This window comes from Methylobacterium sp. 22177 (assembly GCF_052045615.1).
GTDB classification, from domain to species: Bacteria; Pseudomonadota; Alphaproteobacteria; order Rhizobiales; family Beijerinckiaceae; genus Methylobacterium; species Methylobacterium radiotolerans.
Map to the genome: position 1 here is coordinate 1 of NZ_JBQEPK010000034.1, position 20972 is coordinate 20972.

20 protein-coding genes are annotated in these 20972 nt (G+C 72.9%); 15 read left to right on the plus strand and 5 right to left on the minus strand.

Features of this window, described 5'->3' with window-relative positions; all coding sequences use genetic code 11:
- Nucleotides 1–445: 445 nt before the first annotated feature.
- The 5 genes from ACTJK8_RS24025 to ACTJK8_RS24045 all read left to right on the plus strand — a co-directional run bounded on the left by ACTJK8_RS24025 (nt 446) and on the right by ACTJK8_RS24045 (nt 3213).
- Nucleotides 446–928 carry an Hsp20 family protein gene (locus tag ACTJK8_RS24025; protein ID WP_012321045.1) on the plus strand — a complete coding sequence of 161 codons (483 nt, stop codon included), beginning with the start codon at nt 446–448 and terminating at the stop codon, nt 926–928.
- Nucleotides 929–1060: 132 nt separating this feature from the next.
- The gene (locus ACTJK8_RS24030) at nt 1061–1579 is read left to right on the plus strand and encodes an Hsp20/alpha crystallin family protein (RefSeq protein ID WP_043074484.1); all 519 of its coding nucleotides are present in this window, start codon (nt 1061–1063) and stop codon (nt 1577–1579) included.
- 151 nt (nt 1580–1730) lie between these two features.
- Nucleotides 1731–2150, plus strand: a complete 420-nt coding sequence (locus ACTJK8_RS24035) for a hypothetical protein (RefSeq protein WP_029361625.1) — start codon at nt 1731–1733, stop codon at nt 2148–2150.
- 16 nt (nt 2151–2166) lie between these two features.
- Entirely contained in the window at nt 2167–2511 is a 345-nt protein-coding gene (locus ACTJK8_RS24040) for a hypothetical protein (protein ID WP_043074483.1), read from the plus strand.
- A gap of 24 nt (nt 2512–2535) precedes the next feature.
- The gene (locus ACTJK8_RS24045) at nt 2536–3213 is read left to right on the plus strand and encodes an NADH dehydrogenase ubiquinone Fe-S protein 4 (RefSeq protein WP_440762619.1); all 678 of its coding nucleotides are present in this window, start codon (nt 2536–2538) and stop codon (nt 3211–3213) included.
- Nucleotides 3214–3288: 75 nt separating this feature from the next.
- Here ACTJK8_RS24045 and ACTJK8_RS24050 read toward each other — a convergent pair whose 3' ends face one another.
- From ACTJK8_RS24050 to ACTJK8_RS24060, 3 genes are all read right to left on the minus strand, one after another.
- Nucleotides 3289–4329 (minus strand): aldose epimerase family protein, encoded by a 1041-nt coding sequence (locus tag ACTJK8_RS24050; RefSeq protein ID WP_440762620.1) that lies wholly within the window; start codon nt 4327–4329, stop codon nt 3289–3291.
- 4 nt (nt 4330–4333) lie between these two features.
- Nucleotides 4334–5605, minus strand: coding sequence for a nuclease (locus ACTJK8_RS24055; protein ID WP_440762621.1), 1272 nt, complete (start codon nt 5603–5605; stop codon nt 4334–4336).
- A gap of 208 nt (nt 5606–5813) precedes the next feature.
- Nucleotides 5814–6689, minus strand: a complete 876-nt coding sequence (locus tag ACTJK8_RS24060; protein WP_041372759.1) for a hypothetical protein — start codon at nt 6687–6689, stop codon at nt 5814–5816.
- Between the two features lie 305 nt (nt 6690–6994).
- On the opposite strand from ACTJK8_RS24060, the gene ACTJK8_RS24065 reads away from it, so the two are divergent.
- From ACTJK8_RS24065 to ACTJK8_RS24075, 3 genes are all read left to right on the plus strand, one after another.
- Nucleotides 6995–7948 carry a lipid kinase gene (locus ACTJK8_RS24065; protein ID WP_012321037.1) on the plus strand — a complete coding sequence of 318 codons (954 nt, stop codon included), beginning with the start codon at nt 6995–6997 and terminating at the stop codon, nt 7946–7948.
- Nucleotides 7945–8715 carry a TerC family protein gene (locus tag ACTJK8_RS24070; protein WP_440762622.1) on the plus strand — a complete coding sequence of 257 codons (771 nt, stop codon included), beginning with the start codon at nt 7945–7947 and terminating at the stop codon, nt 8713–8715. Before ACTJK8_RS24065 ends, ACTJK8_RS24070 begins: the two co-directional genes overlap by 4 nt.
- A gap of 91 nt (nt 8716–8806) precedes the next feature.
- Nucleotides 8807–9526, plus strand: a complete 720-nt coding sequence (locus ACTJK8_RS24075) for an ABC transporter substrate-binding protein (protein ID WP_440762623.1) — start codon at nt 8807–8809, stop codon at nt 9524–9526.
- A 231-nt stretch (nt 9527–9757) separates the two neighbouring features.
- Here the strand turns inward: ACTJK8_RS24075 and leuS are convergent, their stop codons facing one another.
- Nucleotides 9758–12343 (minus strand): leucine--tRNA ligase, encoded by a 2586-nt coding sequence (leuS, locus tag ACTJK8_RS24080; RefSeq protein WP_440762624.1) that lies wholly within the window; start codon nt 12341–12343, stop codon nt 9758–9760.
- A gap of 458 nt (nt 12344–12801) precedes the next feature.
- Here leuS and ACTJK8_RS24085 point away from each other — a divergent pair, with 458 nt between their 5' ends.
- Nucleotides 12802–13509 carry a YggS family pyridoxal phosphate-dependent enzyme gene (locus ACTJK8_RS24085; protein WP_174805109.1) on the plus strand — a complete coding sequence of 236 codons (708 nt, stop codon included), beginning with the start codon at nt 12802–12804 and terminating at the stop codon, nt 13507–13509.
- Nucleotides 13510–13523: 14 nt separating this feature from the next.
- Here the strand turns inward: ACTJK8_RS24085 and ACTJK8_RS24090 are convergent, their stop codons facing one another.
- Complete coding sequence (locus ACTJK8_RS24090) at nt 13524–14081, minus strand: L,D-transpeptidase family protein (protein ID WP_012321032.1); 558 nt, start codon at nt 14079–14081, stop codon at nt 13524–13526.
- Between the two features lie 378 nt (nt 14082–14459).
- Between ACTJK8_RS24090 and ACTJK8_RS24095 the strand changes: the two genes are divergently transcribed.
- The 6 genes from ACTJK8_RS24095 to ACTJK8_RS24120 all read left to right on the plus strand — a co-directional run bounded on the left by ACTJK8_RS24095 (nt 14460) and on the right by ACTJK8_RS24120 (nt 20906).
- The gene (locus ACTJK8_RS24095; RefSeq protein ID WP_012321031.1) at nt 14460–15146 is read left to right on the plus strand and encodes a response regulator transcription factor; all 687 of its coding nucleotides are present in this window, start codon (nt 14460–14462) and stop codon (nt 15144–15146) included.
- Nucleotides 15147–15211: 65 nt separating this feature from the next.
- Nucleotides 15212–15703: a Crp/Fnr family transcriptional regulator gene (locus tag ACTJK8_RS24100; protein ID WP_024828972.1), complete on the plus strand. Its 492-nt coding sequence runs from the start codon at nt 15212–15214 to the stop codon at nt 15701–15703.
- 36 nt (nt 15704–15739) lie between these two features.
- Nucleotides 15740–16615 (plus strand): 2,3,4,5-tetrahydropyridine-2,6-dicarboxylate N-succinyltransferase, encoded by an 876-nt coding sequence (dapD, locus tag ACTJK8_RS24105; protein ID WP_012321029.1) that lies wholly within the window; start codon nt 15740–15742, stop codon nt 16613–16615.
- A gap of 25 nt (nt 16616–16640) precedes the next feature.
- Nucleotides 16641–17495, plus strand: coding sequence for an alpha/beta fold hydrolase (locus ACTJK8_RS24110; protein WP_440762625.1), 855 nt, complete (start codon nt 16641–16643; stop codon nt 17493–17495).
- 161 nt (nt 17496–17656) lie between these two features.
- Nucleotides 17657–18544 (plus strand): acid phosphatase, encoded by an 888-nt coding sequence (locus tag ACTJK8_RS24115; protein ID WP_440762626.1) that lies wholly within the window; start codon nt 17657–17659, stop codon nt 18542–18544.
- Nucleotides 18545–18674: 130 nt separating this feature from the next.
- Entirely contained in the window at nt 18675–20906 is a 2232-nt protein-coding gene (locus ACTJK8_RS24120; protein ID WP_440762627.1) for a TonB-dependent siderophore receptor, read from the plus strand.
- Nucleotides 20907–20972: the final 66 nt, after the last annotated feature.

Consider the following 20972-nt stretch of genomic DNA (forward strand, 5'->3'; position numbering starts at 1 on the left):
GAGCGGATGGAGATCGAGGGCATCGTCGGCCCGGCCAACCACGCCGGCAAGCGCGAGATCCTCGTGGAGGAGGCGGTCGGCTGAGAGCGGGGCCTGTCGCGTCCGCGGCGCCCCCCTCCCCTGCCGCCTGGGCAGGTTCGAGGCGCTGTCTGTGACGGAGCGCCCCTCGCCCCGGCGAGGGCGGGGCCACGCTCTCTCGACCTGACGCGCGTGCCGACCGGGACCGCGGGCCTGTGCAGCCCGCAGCTCAGGGGAGAGGCCGCACGGGGCGGGTCGCGGTATTCGACCACGCCTGCCCGACCCGAAAAAATCTCGCCCAGCGCGGAACCGATCGCTCGCCCGCACGTTACGCGCGTGCGAGGCCTGGAGACGGGCTCGCTCTGAGGGCGCCGGACACGGTGTCCGGTGCTGCTTGTAGTCACGTTGCTCGTCGGAGGATGTGGTTATGAGGACGTACGACGTTTCGCCCCTGTTCCGGTCGTCCATCGGGTTCGACCGTCTGTTCGAGCTGCTCAACCAGGCCGACCGCGTCGAGCCGTCGACCGCCTGGCCGCCCTACAACATCGAGAAGGTGGCCGAGGACCAGTACCGCATCACCATGGCGGTCGCGGGCTTCACGCCCGACGAGATCGAGCTGACCCAGCAGGACACCACGCTCCTCGTCTCGGGTCAGAAGGCCGCCCAGGAGGGTGAGAAGCACTACCTCTACCGCGGCATCGCGGCCCGCACCTTCCGCCAGACCTTCAATCTGGCCGAGCACGTGAAGGTCGTGGGCGCGTCCCTGGAGAACGGCCTGCTCACCGTCGCGCTGAAGCGCGAGGTGCCGGAGGCGCTGAAGCCCCGCCGCATCGCCATCGGCGGCACGACGGCCGCGTCCGGCCAGGACAACGCCCCGGCGCAGATCACCCGCGAGGCCAAGGCAGCCTGATCGGCAGCCTGATCCGGTGTCCCGGGCCGCGCGCCCGGCCACCCCCTTATCGACACGGATGACATCCCTCACGGGTCCGCGGACCCGCGGGCCCGTTCCCACGACTGCACCGCATTCGATGGAGCGAGGACCATGAGCGTGAGAGATCTGATTCCCTGGAACCGCACCAGCACCCCGGCGCCGACCGCCCTCGCGCAGGGGTCGGCCAGCCCCTTCCTGACGCTGCACCGGGAGATGAACCGCCTGTTCGACGACGTGTTCGGCGGGTTCGGCAGCGTGCCGAGCCTCGCGGGCCGCGGCTTCGGTTGGCCCCAGGTCGAGCTGGCGGAGGCGGACGGCGCGCTGCGCGTCTCCGCCGAGCTTCCCGGGCTCGACGAGAAGGACGTCGAACTGCTCATCGCGGACGGAGTCCTGACTCTGAGAGGCGAGAAGCGCGCGGAGACCACCGACAAGGACCGCGGCTATTCCGAGCGCAGCTACGGCCGCTTCGAGCGGTCGATCGCCCTGCCCGTGCCGGTGGAGGAGGAGAAGGCCGAGGCGACGTTCCGCAACGGCGTCCTCACCGTGACGCTGCCGCGCGCCGCCGAGGCGCCGGAGCGCCGCCGGCGCATCGCCATCAACGGCGCGGGCGCGCCGGTCGCCAAGCACTGAGCCGGTCCTGGGCCGGTCCTGAGCCGGTCCTGGGCCTGTCCTGGCGGCGGCCGCCCCCGCGGCCGCGGACACGAACGCATGACGCGACGGCCGGCGGCCCCGACCAGGACCGACGGCCGCTCCAGCCTTTGCTCACGATGAGGAGGGTCGCATGCAGCCGATCGATACGAACCACGTCCAACCCGAGATCGCGCGCCTGGGTCCGGTGGCGGCCGCCAGCCTGAGGCCGCAGGCGGTCGAGCCGTTCGAGGCCTTCGTGGCGCCGGGCGACGTCTTCCGGCATCCGCGCGAGGTGCTGCGCTATCCCGGCCTGTCGCGGGCCGAGAAGCGGGCGATCCTGGCCTCCTGGGCCTCGGACGCCCGCGCGGTCGATTCCTGCCCGACGCTGCGCTGCCTGCCGGGCTGCCGGGCCGAGCCCGTGCCGCTGAGCGCGGTCCTGGAGGCGCTCCAGACGCTCGACGCGGGCCCGGCACCGCCCGCAGCCCCGGCGCCGCGCAGGCCGCCCGACCCGGCGGCGTTCATCCGCCGCTGGCGGCGCGGTCCGACCGGACCGGAGCCCCGGCTGAACTGAGCCGGGGAGGCGCGCGATGGCAACCTTCGACCTGTGGGGCGGGCACAGGGGCCTGTCCCGGTCGCGGCGCGGCCGGCGCGGAGGGCAGGTGCGGACCACCGACGGGACCGTGCTGGGCCGCTGGATCCTGTCCGCCGCCCTGTGCGTCGCCCTGGCGGCGCCCTGCCCGGCCCCCGCCCTGCCCTGGGTGCTGGCCGCCCTGCTGAGCCTGTCGGGCTTCGCGTGGCTCGGCCGGGCGCTCACGCAGGCCGGTCCGCCGGCCAACGCCCCGCACCTGACCGCCTGGGACGCGGCCCTGCTGTCCTTCGCGGCGAGCTTCGGCGTGCAAGCGGCGGCGCGGCTCGGCCTCTTCGGCGGCTGAGCGCGCCCCTTTCGGGAGGCAACCATGCAGGATGGGACGATCGGAATCGGACACAACAGCCCGCCCGGCCCGGCCGGCGCGCCGTGGCTCGCCGGTCGCCGGGCGCTGATCCGCCGGCGCGGGCGCTCCGTCGACACGGCGGGGCGCGCCCGGGCCGGGACGTGGCTTCTCACCTTCGAGCGGGAGACGCCGCCGGAGCGGGAGCCGCTGATGGGCTGGACCGGCGGGCGCGACACCCTCGCCGCGGAGGTGGTGCTGACGTTCCCGACGCGGGCGCGGGCGGTGGCCTACGCCGAGCGCCAGGGCCTCACCTACCGGATCGAGCCGGACCCGCCCGACGGCCGCCGGGCGGGGACCCTGCGGGTCTGGGGCGCGCACCGGGTCTCCCGGGCGCCGCCTGCGGGCCTGCCCGACCTGGAGCGCGCCCTGGTCAACCCGGCCGCGGTGTTCGACGCCCCGGCCGCGGTGCGCGATCATCCCCGGCTGCTGCCGAGCTGCAAGCGCGAGATCCTGCGGCGCTGGGCCTGGGACGAGTACCTGAAGGAGGTCGCCGCCGCCGAGGGCATGGCCGAGGGCGAGCCGTCGCGGCTCGACGCCGTGAAGGCCGCCCTCCTGACGCTCGGCGAGGCGTGGCGCCCCGATCCCGCCGCGCCGGCCGCCGCGATCCCGGCGCCGCGGGCGGTCGACCGCGCGGCGGCCTGAGCGCGCGGGGACGACCGGTCCGGCCCTCCGCCGGTGGCGACGCCGCGCCCCCGGAAGGCCCGCGCGGTGCGGCCGTCACACGACCGAGAACCGGAACTCCGTGGCGGCCGCGAAGGTCTCGCCCGGCCGCAGGACCGCGGACGGGAAGCCCGGCTGGTTCGGCGCGTCCGGAAAGCCCTGGGTCTCGAAGCAGACGCCGTCGCCCGAGCGGTAGATCCGCCCGGACGGACCGATCAGCCGCCCGTCGAGGTTGTTGCCGCTGTAGAGCTGCAGCGCCGGCTGCGTGGTCCAGACGTCGAGCCGCCGCCCGCTTCCGGGATCGACGCAGCTGGCGGCCGGCCGCAGCGTCCCGGCGGCCCCGCGCAGCGCGAAGGTGTGGTCGTAGCCCTTGGCGTAGGTGAGCTGCGGGTCTCCGGCGCGGATCCGCGCCTCCAGGGCCCGCGGCGTGCGGAAGTCGAACGGCGTCCCGGCGACCGGCAGGAGCGCGCCGGTGGGGATCTGGGTCGGGTCGGTCGGCGCGAAGGCGTCCGCCTCGACCTGCACGAGTTGGTCGAGGACGCTGCCCGTCCCCTCGCCGGCGAGGTTGAAGTAGCTGTGATTCGTGAGGTTCAGGATCGTGGGCCGGTCGGTCACCGCGGCGTAGTCGACGCGCAGCACGCCGTCCTCGGGCAGGCTGTAGGTGACGCGGACGTCGAGATTGCCGGGAAACCCCTCCTCCCCGTCCGGCGAGCGGCGGACCAGGACGAGGCGCGCCGCGTCGGAGAACTCCGCCCGCCACAGGCGCCGGCCGAAATTCTCCGGGCCCCCGTGGAGGGTGTTGGGGGCCTCGTTCACCGGCAATCGGTAGCCGTGCCCGTCGAGGCTGAAGTGCCCGCCCGCGATGCGGTTCGCGTAGCGGCCGACGATCGCGCCGAAGCTCGGGCTCACGGTCTCGTAGCCCGCCAGGGTGCCGAGGCCGAGCACGACGTTGGCCGGATGGCCGGCGCGGTCGGGCACCTCGATCGCCGTGACGGCCGCACCGTACTCGATGACGGCGACGCGCAGGCTGCCCCGGCTCAGGGTGTGGCGGCTGACCGATCGGCCGTCCGCCGTCGTGCCGAACGGTTCGGCCGGCATCCGGCTAGCGCTTCCAGACGCCGAGCCGCTCGCTCCGGGCGTGGTCCTCGGCCGCGACCAGCTCGGGGCTCGCCTCCGGAGAGGCGCGACCGCCGCCGTTGAACAGCACCACCTCGGAGAGGTCGCGCCCGTCGACGAGGCAGTTCATGTTGGCGCTGCCGGGGGCCGGCTGGCAGGTCACCGGCCGGTTGCCGATGTACCGGGCCAGTTCCTCCGCCTGGCCGCCCCGCACCCACTCGACGCCGAACAGGTGCACGACCTTGCCGCCGACCTTGAGGGTCGCGGTGTCGATCACCTGGGCCTGTCCGGTCACGGCGTTCGGCGGCAGCGGCGCGTCGGGCTCGGACTCGCCGCCGGTCTCGGGGGGCGGCGTCACCGTGTCGGGGGCCGAGGCGGGCGGGTTCGCGGGCCGTGCGTTCGGCGCGGGGGTGCTCGGCGCCTCCGTGCGGGAGCCGGTCGGGGCGGCGGGACGCCCGGGTTCGGGCGCGGAGCGGTCCAGCACGACCCCCGCGGCGAGGACCGCCACCAGCGTGCCGGCGACGGCGCCCAGGAGCAGGCGGCGCTGCCGGCGCGCGCCGTCGTCGGCCCCGTCTCCCCCGAGGCCGAGCCGGTCGCGCAGGTGGCCGAGGCCGCCGCGCAGCGTCTCTCCGAACCGTCCCGGGCCGCTGTTCCAGGCGGCGGTCGGATCCGCGGCCGGGGCGGGCGCGGCCTCCGCGTCGGCGGCCGCGCCCGCCGGGCGGGCGAAGCGGCCGCGCAGGTTCGTCCGCAGGCTGGCGAAGCGGCCGGCGGCGTTCTGCGCGAGCGCGCGGCCCTGCTCGGAGGAGCGCTCCGCCAGGGAGCGCGCCCGCTCGGACTGGGTCCCGACGAAGCGGGCGGTCGCGGCCTTCATCTCGTAGGCACCGCTCAGCAGGGACGAATCGCGGGCCTCCTCGGCGGTCCGCGGGGCCGGTTCGAGCTCGGGCTCCGGCGGCAGGAACAGGGCGGGATGGCGCGCGCGCAGCTCCGCGATCAGGTCCGCGAGGGTCATCGGCTCGGACGTGTCGTCCCGCCGCCGCACGGCCCCCTGGCGGTCGAGGACGCGGAGGCCGGTTCCGCCCTCGTCGGGGGCGCAGGCGGCCTCGGCCAGCAACTCGAGGGTCCGGACCGCGACGGGGCGCGGACGCGCGCGCGCGATCTCGGCCCGGATCGTCTCGCGCAGGGCGAGGCGGCCGGGACTGTCGAGGACCGGCCGGGCCGGCTCCGCCTCCTGTTTCTCCACCACCGTTGAAGACGTCATTCACCCGATCCCGGCATCACCGACGCGCGGCGCGAAGGAGGCCCGACCGCACCTCCTGACGAAGCCCGCCCGCGGGCGCCTCACGGAACGCCCGACCACCGGGACCGATCCCACGACACGCCCCCAGCCCGCTTCCCTGCACGCCCTTCCGCGAGTCCCCCCGCAAGCCCGTGCCCGCCGCGGGGCGGCGGACCGCGATGCGGGGCTCTTACGCCTTGCCGGGCGACGCGGCCAGGGTTCCGGCCTGAATGCTCCGCCGCAGGACGCGGCCGGTCTCGCCGAGGATGTAAGGCCGCGTGCCGGCGAAGCCCACCTCCAGAACCAGTTCGGCCTCGCCGCTGGAGACGGCGCCCCGGCCCGGATTGGCGGTCCGGAAATCCACGAGCGCGCGGATCGTGCAGGTCTCGGCGTCGCAGGCGGCGCGCATCGCCCGCGGCTCGTAGCGCCGCTCGGGCCAGCGCTGGACGAAGCTGCGCTTCTCGGCGACGAGGGCCGCCGTGGTGATCGGCCGCCCGTAGAAGCGCACGCGGGTCGCGTAGTACTGGGTCGCGGCGCCGACCATGGTGTCGCTCGAGCCCGAGACGGTGGCGAGGTAGCGCGTCGTCAGCGCCCGGGCGGCGGCGGCGCGCTCCGCCGACGCACCCGGCGCCGGGGTGACCGCGGCCGGCGTCTCGGCGAGCCGGTGCGGGTGGCGCGCGGCGTGGTGCAGGGGCTCCCGGACCCGCGGGCGCTCCAGGGCGGCCGCCCGCTTCGGGCCCGGCGCGCGCGTCGCCGCCGCCTTCGGCAGGGCATCCTCGCCCGGCTCGGGTCTGGCGGCCTGCCGGACCGGTTCGGCGGCGCGCGCGCCACCGGGCTGCGCCTTCGCGCGGGCGGCGACCGCGTCCTGCCCCCGCGGATCGACGGCCGTCGCCGGCGCCTTCGCCGCTTCCGTCCCCGCAGTCCGCGCCGGACCCTGCGCCGGTGCGGCGGCCCTGGGCGGCGGGTCCACCCAGGCGCTCTGGGCGGCGGCACCGCCCGCGAGGGCGAACGGCAGGAGCGCGCCGAGGGCGAGAACCTGGGGACGGACGGGACGTGTGGCGGACATCGGTGCCTTCCTGGCGGCCGGGGCGGGCATCATGGAGAACGCGCCCGCGTGGGTGAGGGGTTCCACGAAGGGCTCGGGCGCGCCCACATCCTGCCGAACTCTGCGACGTCGGCCAGCCCGGGATTGCGGGGATGATGGGGTTGCGTTCGTGCGTTTGGGTACCAAGTCGGGGACAGTCTTGGCCTCTGGCCGCTTCCGGGTTCCGATACCGCGTTCCAGACCGCCCGCTCCCTGCCGTGCCCCGAGGATCCCTTGTCCCGACCTGAGACCGAGTCGCCCCCCGGCCCGCTTCCCGGGGGCACGCGATGAGCACGCAAAGGCGTCGGGCCCTGCTGCTCTGCAACGCCAAGGCGCGCAACGGCGCCCTGGATCTGGACGAGGTGCGGGGGATCCTGCGGGCGGGCGGCATCGAGCCGGAGGAGCCGCCGCCGGAGGCCGATTGCCGCGACGTGATCCGTGACCGGGCCGGCGCGGTCGACCTCGTGATCCTCGGCGGCGGCGACGGCACCATGAACTACGCCGCGCCCGCCCTGGTGGAGAGCGGTCTGCCCTTCGCGATCCTGCCGCTCGGCACGGCCAACGACCTCGCCCGCTCCCTCAACCTGCCGCTCGACCCCCTGGCGGCGGCCCGCTTCATCCCGACCGCGCAGGCGCGGCCGGTGGATCTCGGCTGGGTCAACGGCCACTACTACTTCAACGTGGCGAGCATCGGCTTCTCGGCGGAGCTCGCCGGCGAGCTGACCGCCGAATCCAAGAAGACCTGGGGCGTGCTCGGCTACGCGGTGGCGGCGGTGCGGGTGCTGCGCCGGGTCCGGCCCTTCACGGTGACGATCGAGCACGACGGGGTGGTCGAGAAGGTCACCACCATCCAGGTCTCGGTGGGCAACGGCCGCCACTACGGCGGTGGCATGACCGTGGAGGAGAGTGCCGCGGTCGACGACGGCAAGCTCGATTTCTACAGCCTGGAGATCAATCACTGGTGGCGTCTCCTCGCGCTGCTGCCCGCCCTGCGGCGGGGAACGCAGGGGCGGGCGGGCGACGTGCGGGCGTTCCACACGCGGGAGATCCGGCTCTCGACCCGCAAGCCGCGGCCGGTGAACACCGACGGCGAGCTGACCACGCACACGCCCGCCCACTTCAAGGTCTTCCCGAAGATCCTGCAGGTCCTGGCCCCCGAACCGGTGCGCGGTCCCACCCCCTTCGACCTCACCGCCCTGGGCAACCGCCTGTTCCCGACCAGCGAGGCGCCCCGCCTGTGACCGACCTGATCGAGCTCGCCAGCCAGCCCGCCGTCTGGGCCGCGCTCGCCACCCTGGTGGTGATGGAGGTGGTGCTCGGTGTCGACAACCTGATCTTCATCTCGATCCTGACCAACAAGCTGCCGGCCGAGCAGCAGACCCGGGCGCGGCGCATCGGGATCGGGCTCGCGCTGATCCTGCGCCTGGGGCTGCTCGGCACCGTGGCGTTCATCGTCCACCTGACCGAGCCGGTCTTCGCGGTGTTCGGCCAGGCCTTCTCCTGGCGCGACCTGATCCTGATCGGGGGCGGCCTGTTCCTGCTCTGGAAGGCCACCAAGGAGATCCACCACACGGTGGATCCGGAGCCCGAGACCGCGGGGGCGACCGGCGGCACGATCGGCTTCGGCGCGGCGATCGGCCAGATCCTGCTGCTCGACCTCGTCTTCTCGATCGACTCGATCATCACGGCGGTCGGCATGACCGAGCACGTGCCGGTGATGATGGTGGCGGTGGTGGTCGCCGTGGTGGTGATGCTGGTCGCCGCCGAGCCGCTCTCGGCCTTCATCGCCCGGAACCCCACCGTGGTGATGCTGGCCCTCGGCTTCCTGATCATGATCGGCATGACGCTGATCGCCGAGGGGTTCGGCGCCCACGTGCCGAAGGGCTACATCTACACCGCGATGGCCTTCTCGGCCGGCGTCGAGGGCCTCAACATGCTGGCCCGCCGGCGCCGCCGTCCCGCCCGGGACGGCGCCTCCCCGTCGACCGGGCCGTCGTGGCGCGCCTGAGGGCGGGACGAGCGTCATGCGGATCCGCGCGGCCCTCCTCCTCCCGCTCCTCCGGCTCCTCCCCACCGCCGCGCACGCGGAGCCGAGACCGATGACGCCCGATCCGACGGTCCTGCACGACCTCGCCCCCACCGGCACGCTCCGGGCGGCGATCAACCTCGGCAACCCGGTCCTGGCCCAGGGCGGCGCCGACGGCCCGGCGGGGGTTTCGGTCGATCTCGCGCGGGCGCTGGCGGCCCGGCTCGGCGTGCCGGTGGCGTTCGTGACCTTCCCGGCGGCGGGCGCGGTCTCGGGCTCGGCGGGCTCCGGGACCTGGGACATCTGCTTCCTGGCGATCGACCCGAAGCGGGCCGAGGGGATCGCCTTCACGGAGCCCTACGTGCTGATCGCCGGCAGCTACCTCGTGCCGGCCGCCTCGCCGATCCGATCCCCGGAGGCGGTGGACCGCGACGGCGTGCGCGTCTCGGTGGGGCGCGGGAGCGCCTACGACCTGTTCCTGAGCCGGGCCCTGACGCGCGCCACCCTGGTGCGGGCCCCGACCTCGGCCGAGGCGGTCACGGCCTTCGCCCGCGACGGGCTCGACGTCGCGGCCGGGGTGCACCAGCCCCTCGCCGCCTACGCGGCGGCGCACCCGGAGGTGCGGCTGCTGCCGGGGCACTTCATGGAGATCCCGCAGGCGATGGGACTGCCGGTCGGGCACCCGGCGGGAGCCGCCTATCTCGCGGATTTCGTCGCGCGGGCGAAGCGCGACGGGCTGGTGCGGCGCGGCCTGGAAGCCAGCGGACAGGATCCGGATCTGGCCGCGCCGTGAGAGGCGAGCCGGATCGTCGAACCGGCCAGCGGTCACGGTGCCTTCACCGGGGGTGAGGATTCGATACGGTGTCGGGGTGAGATCCTCCGGCAGGGCTCACCCGCTCCGTCATCACGCGCGAGGCGAAGTGATCCAGGCCGGCGCGACCTCCCTGTGACCGTCACGCGACCCCGGATCGCTTCGCTCCGCTCGCGAAGACGGCAGGAGCGGAGCGACCGGGCGGATGTCGGATCACACCACCAGGTTCACGATCCGCCCCGGCACCACGATCACCTTCCGCGGTGCCTTGCCCTCCAGCACCTTCTGGACGGCCTCCAGCGCCAGGGTCGCGGCCTCGACGGCCGCGGCGTCGGCGTCGCGCGGCACGGTGACGTCCGCGCGCTTCTTGCCGTTGATCTGGACCGGCAGGGTGATCTCGTCCTCGACCAGCAGCGCGGCCTCGGTCTCCGGCCACGGCGCCTGGGCGACGAGGCCGCCGCGGCCGAGGACGGACCAGCACTCCTCGGCGAGGTGCGGCATCATCGGGGCGATGAGCTGGACCAGGATCCCGGCGGCCTCCTTGGCGGCGGCCGGCGAGACCGGGCCGCGCAGGCCGTCCTCCAGGGCGTTGGCCAGGGTGTAGATGTGGGCGACGCAGCGGTTGAAGCGCAGGCGCTCGATATCGTCCTGCACGGAGGCGAGCGCCCGGTGGGCGGCCTTGCGCAGGGCGAGATCCGCGGCGCCGTCGCCTTTCGCCTGCCCGGCGGCGTTCACCAGGCGCCAGACCTTCTGGACGAACCGGGCCGCGCCCTGCACGCCCTCCTCGGTCCAGATCACGTCGCGCTCCGGCGGCGAGTCGGACAGCATGAACCAGCGCGCCGTGTCGGCCCCGTAGCTCGCGATGATGTCGTCGGGGTCGACCACGTTCTTCTTCGACTTCGACATCTTCTCGATCGGGCCGATCGCGATCGGCGCCTGAGTTTTCACGTGAAACGCGCGGCGCTCGCCCTCCTCGGTGGCGAAGCGGATCTCGGCCGGGGGCACCCAGGCGCCGGCCGCGTCCTTGTAGGTCTCGTGGACCACCATGCCCTGCGTGAACAGGCCGGCGAACGGCTCGGCGACGCCGGCCCAGCCGGTCTCGCGCATCGCACGCATGAAGAACCGGGCGTAGAGCAGGTGCAGGATCGCGTGCTCGATGCCGCCGATATACTGGTCCACGGCCAGCCAGCGATCGACCACGGCCCGGTCGGTGGGGGCGTCCGCCAGCCAGGGCGCGGTGAAGCGGGCGTAGTACCAGGACGAATCGACGAACGTGTCCATCGTGTCGGTCTCGCGCCGGGCCGGCGCGCCGCAATGCGGGCAGGCCACGTTCCGCCACGCGGCGTCCCGCTCCAGCGGGTTGCCGGGCTGGTCGAAGGACACCGCCTCGGGGAGCTTCACCGGCAGGTCGGCCGCCGGCACCGGGACCGGGCCGCAGGACTCGCAGTGGATGATCGGGATCGGGCAGCCCCAGTAGCGCTGCCGGGACACGCCCCAGTCGCGCAGGCGGAACTGGACCTTGCGCCTGGCGACCCCCTCCCCTTCCAGCCGCCGGGCCACGGCCTCGAACGCCTCGCCCGTGCCCATCCCGTCCAGGAAGCGCGAGTTGATCATCCGCCCGTCCTCGACATAGGCGGTGTCGGTGATCACGAACGTCGCCGGGTCCTGCCCTTCCGGGCAGACCACCGGCGTGTTGCCGAGCCCGTACTTGTTGGCGAAGTCGAGGTCGCGCTGGTCGTGCGCCGGGCAGCCGAACACCGCGCCGGTGCCGTACTCCATCAGCACGAAGTTCGCCACGTAGACCGGCAGCTCCCAGGACGGGTCCAGGGGATGGCGCACGGTGAGGCCGGTGTCGAAACCGTGCTTCTCGGCGGTGTCGATCGCGGCCTGGGCGGTGCCGGTGCGGCGGCACTCCTCGATGAAGGTCTGCAGCTCCGGCCTGCCCTCGGCCAGAGCGGCCGCCAGGGGATGGTCGGCCGCGATCGCCAGGAACTTGGCGCCGAACAGGGTGTCGGGCCGGGTCGTGTAGACGGTCACCGTGTCGGGCGCGCCGGCGACCGGCCGGGCGAGGCCGAACTGGACCTCCAGGCCTTCCGAGCGGCCGATCCAGTTCTTCTGCATCAGCCGGACCTTCTCCGGCCAGCGGTCCAGCCCGTCGAGAGCCGTCAGCAGGTCCTCGGCGAAGTCGGTGATCTTGAAGAACCACTGGGTGAGCTCGCGCTGCTCGACCAGGGCGCCGGAACGCCAGCCGCGCCCGTCGATCACCTGCTCGTTGGCCAGCACCGTGTGGTCGACCGGGTCCCAGTTCACCTTGGCGGTGCGGCGGGTGACGAGGCCCTTCTGCAGGAAGTCCAGGAACATGCGCTGCTGGTGCTTGTAGTAGTCGGGATCGCAGGTCGCGATCTCGCGGCTCCAGTCGAGCGACAGCCCCATGGCCTTCAGCTGGTCGCGCATCGACGCGATGTTGGCGTAGGTCCAGTCCCGCGGGTTGACCTTGCGCTCCATGGCGGCGTTCTCGGCCGGCAGGCCGAAGGCGTCCCAGCCCATCGGGTGCAGGACGTTGAAGCCGCGGGCGCGCTTGTAGCGGGCGACCACGTCGCCCATCGCGTAGTTGCGGACGTGGCCCATGTGGATGCGCCCCGACGGGTAGGGGAACATCTCGAGCACGTAGTATTTCGGGCGGGGATCGGAATTGTCGGTCTCGAACAGCCGCTTCTCGGCCCAGGCCTCCTGCCAGCGCGGCTCGGCATCCTTGGCGTTGTAGCGCTCGACGGGCTGGGGGGCGGTGCTGGCGGTCATGGATCCGGCTGGGTCAGGGGCTCGTCGGTCATTCCGAAGGATGACCACGGCACGGTCGCGCCGCGATAGCATATCTGCGCCGCAGCCGGTCAACGCGGCGCGCGATTCGGACTTGCGCGGGACGCGCGAACGCATAGGTCCTTCCGCAGCAGAGACGGTACACGGGAGCGGCCGGCCCTGGGCTGATTCCATCCCTCCCCGCATCCCGCGGTGCCCGCGTCGGCGGGCCTCGAAGGAGGGCTCCAGGGATCGCAGCGGCCGGCTGGAGCGCCCCTTCGCGGCCTCCGCTGCGCTCCGGCACCTCGGGATGAGGGGTCTGAGCTGGACAGCTGGGTCGCCGGGAAGGTGCCGCCGAGGTGTTGTGTACCGTGGGGCGCCTGGTTCGGCGTCCGGCAGCGATAGGACGGCCCGCTATGGACGACGCGATCACCGACCCGAACCCGCCCGCGACGGACGGGATGGGCCAGCGGACCGACAAGCTCCCCGTCGGCCAGGCCGACGTCGCCGCCGGTCTCGCCGAGGTGCGGGCGGCGATCGCCCGCGCCGCCGAGGATTCGGAGCGCGATCCCGCCGAGATCCAGCTCGTCGCGGTCTCCAAGACCGTGCCGGCCGAGGGGATCCTGCCCGCGCTCAAGGCCGGCCATCGGGTCTTCGGCGAGAACTACGTCCAGGAATCCGTGGCGAAGTGGCCGGGTCTCCGGGCCCGGTTCCCGGACGTGGAGCTGCACCTCGTCGGGCCGCTGCAATCCAACAAGGCCCGGGAGGCGGTGGCCCTGTTCGACGTGATCCACTCCCTCGACCGGCTGTCGCTCGCGGCGGCGCTGGCCAAGGAGATCGAGCGGTCCGGCCGGACCCCGAAGCTGCTGATCCAGGTCAACACCGGCGCGGAGCCGCAGAAGGGCGGCGTGCTCCCGGACCAGCTCGCCACCCTCCTGTCGGAGTGCCGGGAGACCCACGGGCTGGCGATCCAGGGCCTGATGTGCATCCCCCCGGCCGAGGACCCGCCCTCGGCCCACTTCGCCCTGCTGGCCCGGCTGGCGAAGGCGCACAACCTGCCGATCCTCTCCATGGGCATGAGCGCCGACTTCCCGGCGGCGATCCAGCTCGGCGCCACCCATGTCCGGGTCGGGACCGCGATCTTCGGGGCCCGGACCCGGAAGGCCTGAGCCGGACGCGCGCCTCAGCCGATCCGCAGGTGCGTCCGCGGCCCGAGGCGGCGGAGCAGGCGCAGCAGGTCGGCCCGGGCCAGGGCGACGCAGCCCTCGGTGGGGCGGTAGCCGTCCCGGGCGATGTGCAGGAAGATCGCCGAGCCCCGCCCCTTCCGGATCGGGGCGCGGTTGTAGTCGAGGTCGATCACCACGTCGTAGAGCCCGTCGTCCCGCCACATCGATTCGGCGCTGACCCCCGGGGCCGGCAGGCGGATCGGCCGATTGTAGCGGCGGTCCCGGCTCTCGTCGCACCAACCGTCGGCGGGGCGGGTCGCCCGCAGGGGCAGCAGCGTGCGCGGCCGGATCGCGAGATGATCGGGCCGGTAGGCGCCGCCGCGCAGGCGGAACCGCCCGCGCGGCGAGCCGCCGTCGCCCTCGCGCTTGTCGCAAACGATGCCGCCCGCCCCGAGGGCGCAGGGAAACACCGCCCGACCGACGAGCAGCTGCCCGCGCCGCCGGTCCCCGACGAGGGCGCGCACGCGGATCTCTCCCAAGGTCAGGCGGATGGGTCCCCCGCTCGGCCGCCGCATGTCCGTCCTCCCGAATCCGTCCGGTCCCGCGGGCCTTATGCCCGGGATCCGTACTTCGAACCGGTGAAAAATTGCGCGCAAGGCAACTTCCGGCCACAAACGGCGCCCTATCTCTCGGCCGAACCCGGGCCGCCGAGCCGGGATTCGGGAGCGCGCCAGCCCTCCGCCTCGCCGCGGGGACCGACGACCTGATCCCGGAGCGGCGTGCCCCGTTCCCGCAGCCCGTTCGCCGGCGCGCTTGTCACGGCGGCGAAAGGATGCGGAAACACAAGCCTGGGTAGGGTCGTCGCGCGATCCTGCCGCGATCTGACATCTTCGCATGCTGCACCCGGCAGGCCGCCCCTCGCCCCTCCCGCAGCACGCACTGGGGCCCGGACGATGCCGAACGCCTACCGCCTGCTGATCTGCGACGACGACGCGATCCTGCGCGACACCCTGACCGAGCAGCTCGATCTCTGCGACGAATTCACGGTCTTCACCGAGGCCAACGCCGCGGACGCGATCCGGCGGGTCGCCGCGGAGCGGATCGACCTCGCCGTGATGGATGTCGGCCTGCCCGACCTCGACGGGCGCGAGGCCGTGCGCCGGATGCGCGCCGGCGGCTTCCGCGGCCCGGTGATCATGCTGACGGCCCAGGATTCCGAGGCGGACCACGTCGAGGGCCTGGAGGCCGGCGCCAACGACTACGTCACCAAGCCGTTCAAGTTCGGCATCCTTCTGGCCCGGATCCGCGCCCACCTGCGCAGCCACGAGGCCTCCGAGGACGCGGTCTTCCAGATCGGCCCCTACACGTTCCGCCCGGGGGCCAAGCTCCTCGTCGGCGAGCGCGGCTCGAAGCTGAAGCTCACCGAGAAGGAGACCGCGATCCTGCGCTTCCTCTACCGGGCGGGCCGGGCCGTGGTGAACCGCGACACCCTGCTGGCCGAGGTCTGGGGCTACAACGCCCAGGTGACCACGCACACGCTGGAGACGCATATCTACCGGCTGCGCCAGAAGATCGAGCCGAACCCCGCCACCGCCGCGATCCTCGTGACCGAGGGTGGCGGATACAAGTTGCTGCCCTGACGAATTGAAGCTTTACGTGTAGGCGATCCGGCGGGTTCGCGTATGCGCAGGGTGGTGAGGCGTTCTTGGGGCTCGACGACGATATCGCGATCCTCGCGGCCGCGCCGCTGTTCGGCTTCCTCGACCGGGACGCCCTGCGCCTGCTGACCTTCGCGGCGGAGCGGCGCGACCTCGCGGACGGCGACCTGCTCTTCGCCCGCGGCGACCCGGCCGATGGCGGCTTCGTCGTCATGGCGGGCACGATCCGGCTGGAGCCCCGGCTCGCGGGGGCCGAGCCGGTGCGGGCCGGGCGCTCGGCCCTGATCGGCCAGCTCGCCCTGTTCGTGCGCGGGACGCGCCCGACCGAGGCCCGGGCCGAGGGGAGCGCCGCGGTGATGCGGATCACCCCGATGCTGATGCGCCGCGTGCTGGAGGAGTTTCCCGCCGCCGCGCAGGCCGTCCACGACACCCTGGCGGACGACCTCGCCGATCTGGTGACCGATCTCGATCAGGTGCGCGAACTGCTCGAGATCATCGACGGCATCTCCTCAGGTGACAGCTCCGGTGACCGCTTGTAAGCACGGGCTCCCGCCGCAAGAGTTCTGATCCGTTCCATGTCCCAGGCCGGCAAGCCCCATTCCGATCTCGCCCATTCCGATCTCGCCCAGACCATCGAAGCCGCCTGGGAAGACCGCGCCAACGTGTCGACTGCCACCAAGGGCGCGGTGCGCGAGGCGGTCGAGGCGGCCCTGGAGCTGCTCGATTCGGGCAAGGCCCGCGTCGCCGAGAAGTCCGGCAACCGCGACTGGGTGGTGAACCAGTGGCTGAAGAAGGCGGTGCTGCTCTCCTTCCGCCTCAACGACATGGCGACGATCGAGGGCGGCCCCGGCGGCGCGCCCTGGTGGGACAAGGTCGCGTCGAAATTCGCCGGCTGGGGCGAGGCCGAGTTCCGCGCCGCGGGCCTGCGCGCCGTCCCGGGCTGCTTCGTCCGCCGGGGCTCCTACATCGCCCCCGGCGCCGTGCTGATGCCGAGCTTCGTCAATCTCGGCGCGCATGTCGGCGAGGGCACGATGGTCGACACCTGGGTGACGATCGGCTCCTGCGCGCAGGTGGGGAAGAACTGCCACATCTCGGGCGGTGCCGGCATCGCGGGCGTCCTGGAGCCGCTGCAGGCGAACCCGGTGATCATCGAGGACGACTGCTTCATCGGCGCCCGCGCCGAGGTGGCGGAGGGCGTCATCGTCGGCCAGGGCAGCGTCCTGTCCATGGGCGTCTATATCGGCGCCTCCACCAAGATCGTCGACCGGACCACCGGCGAGGTCATGTACGGCCGGGTGCCGCCCTACTCGGTGGTCGTCTCGGGCACGATGCCCGGCAAGGCGCTGCCGGACGGCACGCCGGGCCCGGGCCTCTACTGCGCGGTGATCGTCAAGCGCGTCGACGCCGGCACGCGGTCCAAGACCGCCATCAACGAGCTGCTGCGCACCTGAACATCCGGAAGCTGGCGGGAGCGCGATGGAGACGTCGGAGCTGACCCTCACGGTGGCGGGCCGGACGGTGCCGACCCCCTGCGACCGGATCGGGGCGGGGCCGGACGCGCTCCTGCTCCCGGCCCTGTCGACCATCTCGGCGCGGGCCGAGATGCGCGGCCTCGCCGGCCTGCTGGGGACGCAGTACCGCTGCCACATCCCCGACTGGCCGGGCTTCGGCGCCCGGCCGCGGGCGCGGGTCCCCCTCGCCCCGGCAACCTTCCACGCCTTCCTGGGCGCCCTGCTGGCCGCCGCGCCCGGCCCCTACGCCCTCGGCGTCGCGGCCGGCCACGCCGCCGGCTACCTGGTCGCGGCGGCGCGGCGCCATCCGCGGGCCTTCGAGCGGCTGGTCCTGGTGGCACCGACCTGGCGGGGGCCGCTGCCCACCGCGATGCCGGGCCGGGCGCACTGGTTCCCGCGCATCCGCCGGGCCGTGGAGGCCCCGGTCCTCGGCGAGGCGCTCTACCGGATCAACATCAGCCCGCCGATCATCGGCCGGATGATGCGCGCCCACGTCTACGCCGACGCGGCCCGGGTCACGCCGGCGGTGATCCGCGACAAGCACGCCATCACCCGTCAGCGCAACGGCCGCTTCGGCACCGCGGCCTTCGTCACCGGGGGCCTCGACCCGGTCGGCAGCCGCGACGCCTTCCTGGCCCTGTTCGGCGACGGCCTGCCGCCGACCCTGGTGCTGCGGCCCGCGGGCGCCCCCCGGCGCTCGGGCGCCGAGATGGACGCCCTCATCGCCGACGGTCGCGTGACCGGCGCCGCGATCCCCGGTGCCCTGAGCCCGCACGAGGAGCACCCGGACGCCGTGGCCGCCGCGATCCGGGCGGCGTGAGCGCGGTGCGCGGCCCGGTGCGGGTGACAGGCGGCCCGGATCGCCGCCGCCTCGCCCTGGACAGGCGTGTGTGCCTGTGCAGGGACTGAACGGGCCGGCTGAGCCGTTCGTCCGGCAGCGGGCGCGCCCCGCAGATTCCATCCGAGAGAGCCCCGGATCCGATGCTGCGCACGCCGTCCCTGCCCCTCCTCGCCCCGGCCGCCCTCGCCCTCCTCCTGGCCGTCGCGGCCCGCGCCGAGGATTCCCCGCGCCCGGCCCCCGCGGCCCCCTCGGCAACACCCGCGGCCCCGTCCCTCGGCGCCGACACGCTGAAGCCCGGCAAGCCGGCCGTGAAGCCCTACCTGGCCGAAGGAGCGGTGCCGGACGCCGTCCAGTTCCTGCCCTCCCCGCCGGCCCACGACGCGCCCCTCGACAAGGCCGACCGGGCGGCCTTCAGCAGCACCCGCGCCCTCAAGGGGACGCCCCGCTGGGAGCTCGCCGCCAACGACGTGTCCGAGGGCGCCGCCGCCGTGCTGGAGAATTTCGCCTGCGTGCTCGGCACCCGGATCGATCAGGCGCGGGTGCCGGCAGTGATCAACCTCCTCGAGCGCGCCCGGCTCGATCTCGCGCGGGCGACGCGGGGACCCAAGGTCCATTACCGCCGCCTGCGCCCGTTCGTCGGCAACGAGGCGCCGATCTGCGTGCAGCGCAGCCAGGCCCTGGCCGACAGCTTCAGCTACCCCTCGGGCCACGCCACGCAGGGCTGGGCCTACGCGCTGATCCTCGCGTCCCTGGTGCCCGAGAAGGCGACCCCGATCCTGGCCCGCGGCCGGGCCTACGGCGAGAGCCGGATCGTGTGCGGCGTGCACTGGCTCAGCGACGTGGCGGCGGGGCGCCTGACCGGCACCGCGGTCTTCGCCGCCCTGATGGGCGACGCGACCTTCCGGGCCGATCTCGACAGGGCCCGCGCCGAGCTTCGCGCCGCCCTCGCGGCCCCCGGGACGGTTCCCGATCAGGCCGCCTGCACCCGGGAGGCCACCGCCCTGCGGGAGCCGCCGCTCGAGTTCTAGGCTCGAACCGCTCCAGATTTGAACGCTTCTAAGTGTGTGATTTGCAACACGTTTTCGGCTTGATCAAGAGACCGTGAGTAATGGTACCTGAGCTCCAGGCGCCGTCTGTAGGCGTGTTTCTGGGTCTCCGATGTCGCTTCGTTCCGCTCAGTCCGGCCTCCTCCTCGCCACCACCGCTCTGACCACCGTCGCCTTCGTTCGGGCCGCCGCCGCGCAGGACGCCGCCGTCCAGCTCAACGAGATCTCCGTGGAGGCCACCCGGCCGGCCATCGCGGCCCCCGCGGGATCCGGCATCGGCGGCGGCAACGTCAGCGGCGGCGACGGCGGCAGCGCGGCCACCAGCGGCGGCGGCGGCGGACCCTCCGGCGTCACCGGCTACGTGGCGCGCGTGAGCCCCACGGCGACGAAGACCAACACGCCCCTGATCGAGACCCCGCAATCGGTCTCGGTGGTCACCCGCGAGCAGCTCAACGACCGCAACGTGCAGGATCTGGCCCAGGCGATTGCCTACACGCCGGGCGTGTCGAGCAGCGTGTTCGGCTTCGACCCGCGCTACGATGCCTTCTACATCCGCGGCTTCAGCGCGACCTACAACGGCATCTTCCGCGACGGCCTGCGCCTCAACGCCGTCGGCCTGACGATCCCGCGCAGCGAGCCCTACGGGCTGGAGGCGGTCACCATCCTGAGAGGGCCGGCCTCGGGACTCTACGGTCTCGGCTCGCCCGGCGGCATCGTCGACTCGACCTCGAAGCGCCCGGTCTTCGTGCCCTTCGGCGAGGTGCAGTTTCAGGCCGGCAACTACGACCGCTTCCAGGGCAATTTCGACATCGGCGGCCCGGTGGAGGGCACCGACGGGACGTTGGCCTACCGCGTGACCGGGGTGAAGCGCCAGTCCAACACCTACCTGCCCGGCGGAGACGACGACCGCACCTTCATCGCCCCGTCCTTCACGTGGCGACCGGATTCCGACACCAGCTTCACGTTCCTCAGCGAGTATTTCGAGTCGCGCCTGCCGGGAACGTCGTTCTTCTACAACGATCCGGGCTTCCGGGTGACCAATTTCTACTCCGGTGACCCGGCGTTCAATCAGTACAAGCAGCAGCAATATCGCATCGGCTACGCTTTCGAGCACAAATTCTCGCCGGATCTGATCTTTCGTCAGAACTTTCGCTACTATGATGTCCGCGCGGATTACGATTACACGTCGATCACGGGACTCAATCCTGCCCGAACCCTGGGCTCGCGGACGGCCGGCGCCTATCTGGACACGCTGAGCCAGATCTCCCTCGACAACCAACTCGAAGGCCACTTCACCACCGGTCCGATCCAGCACACCCTGATCGGCGGGGTCGATTACGCCCATTACGACTACACGCGCGCCTTCGGCTTCGGTGCCGCGCCGGATCTCAACCTCCTGACCTTGAACTACGGGCAGCAGGTCATCGCCCGGCCGCGTTACACGAACTTCCAGAGCCAAGCGCAGGATCAGATCGGTGCCTACTTGCAGGAACAGGCCAAGCTCGGGCGCTTCGTCCTGACCCTCACCGGCCGGCACGACTGGGTCTTCCAGAACACGAGCGACCAGACGGCCGGAACGGTCGCCAACCAGACCGACCGGGCCTTCTCGGGCCGTATCGGGCTGAATTACCTGCTCACCGATTTCCTGGTGCCCTACGCCAGCTACGCCACGACCTTCACGCCGCAGGTCGGCATCGACGTGAACGGGAACCCGTTCAAGGCCGCGACCGGCGACCAGATCGAGGCCGGCGTGAAGGTGGCCATCCCGAACACCAACATCACGACGTCGTTCTCAGGATTCGACATCGTGCAATCGTCGCTCCTGCGGCAGGATCCCAATAACATCGCCAATCAGGTCGCGACCGGGTCGGTGGAGTCCAAGGGATTCGAGGCCGAACTGACGGCCAATTTCGCGCCGGGAACCAACCTGACGCTGTCCTACACCCATCTCGATCTTCGCTATCTGCGCCAGACCTCCCTGGTCACGGGTCGGCCGACCGACGGCAACGCCCTCTCGGGCATCCCGGGCGACAGCTTCACCGCCTTCGGAACCTATCTGTTCGCGCCCTCCTCGCCGCTGGCCGGCCTGCAACTGGGCGGCGGTATCCGCTACGCCGGGACGAGTTTCGCCGACGACGAGAACACCGTCCGCAACCCGACCGTGACCCTGTTCGACGCGCTGGTCGCCTACGATTTCGCGGCCCTCGACCCGAAATACAGGGGCTTCCGCGCGCAGATCAACGCCACCAACATCTTCGACCGCAGCTACACGACCTGCCAGGCCGGCTTCTGCTATCGCGGCGCGCCCGCGACAGTCATCGGCAGCCTGATCTACCGCTGGTAGTTTGCGGGAGCGGGGGCCGCGGCATGGCAGGTCCCCGTCCGCGGCACTGGAGCTGGGATCGGAAAC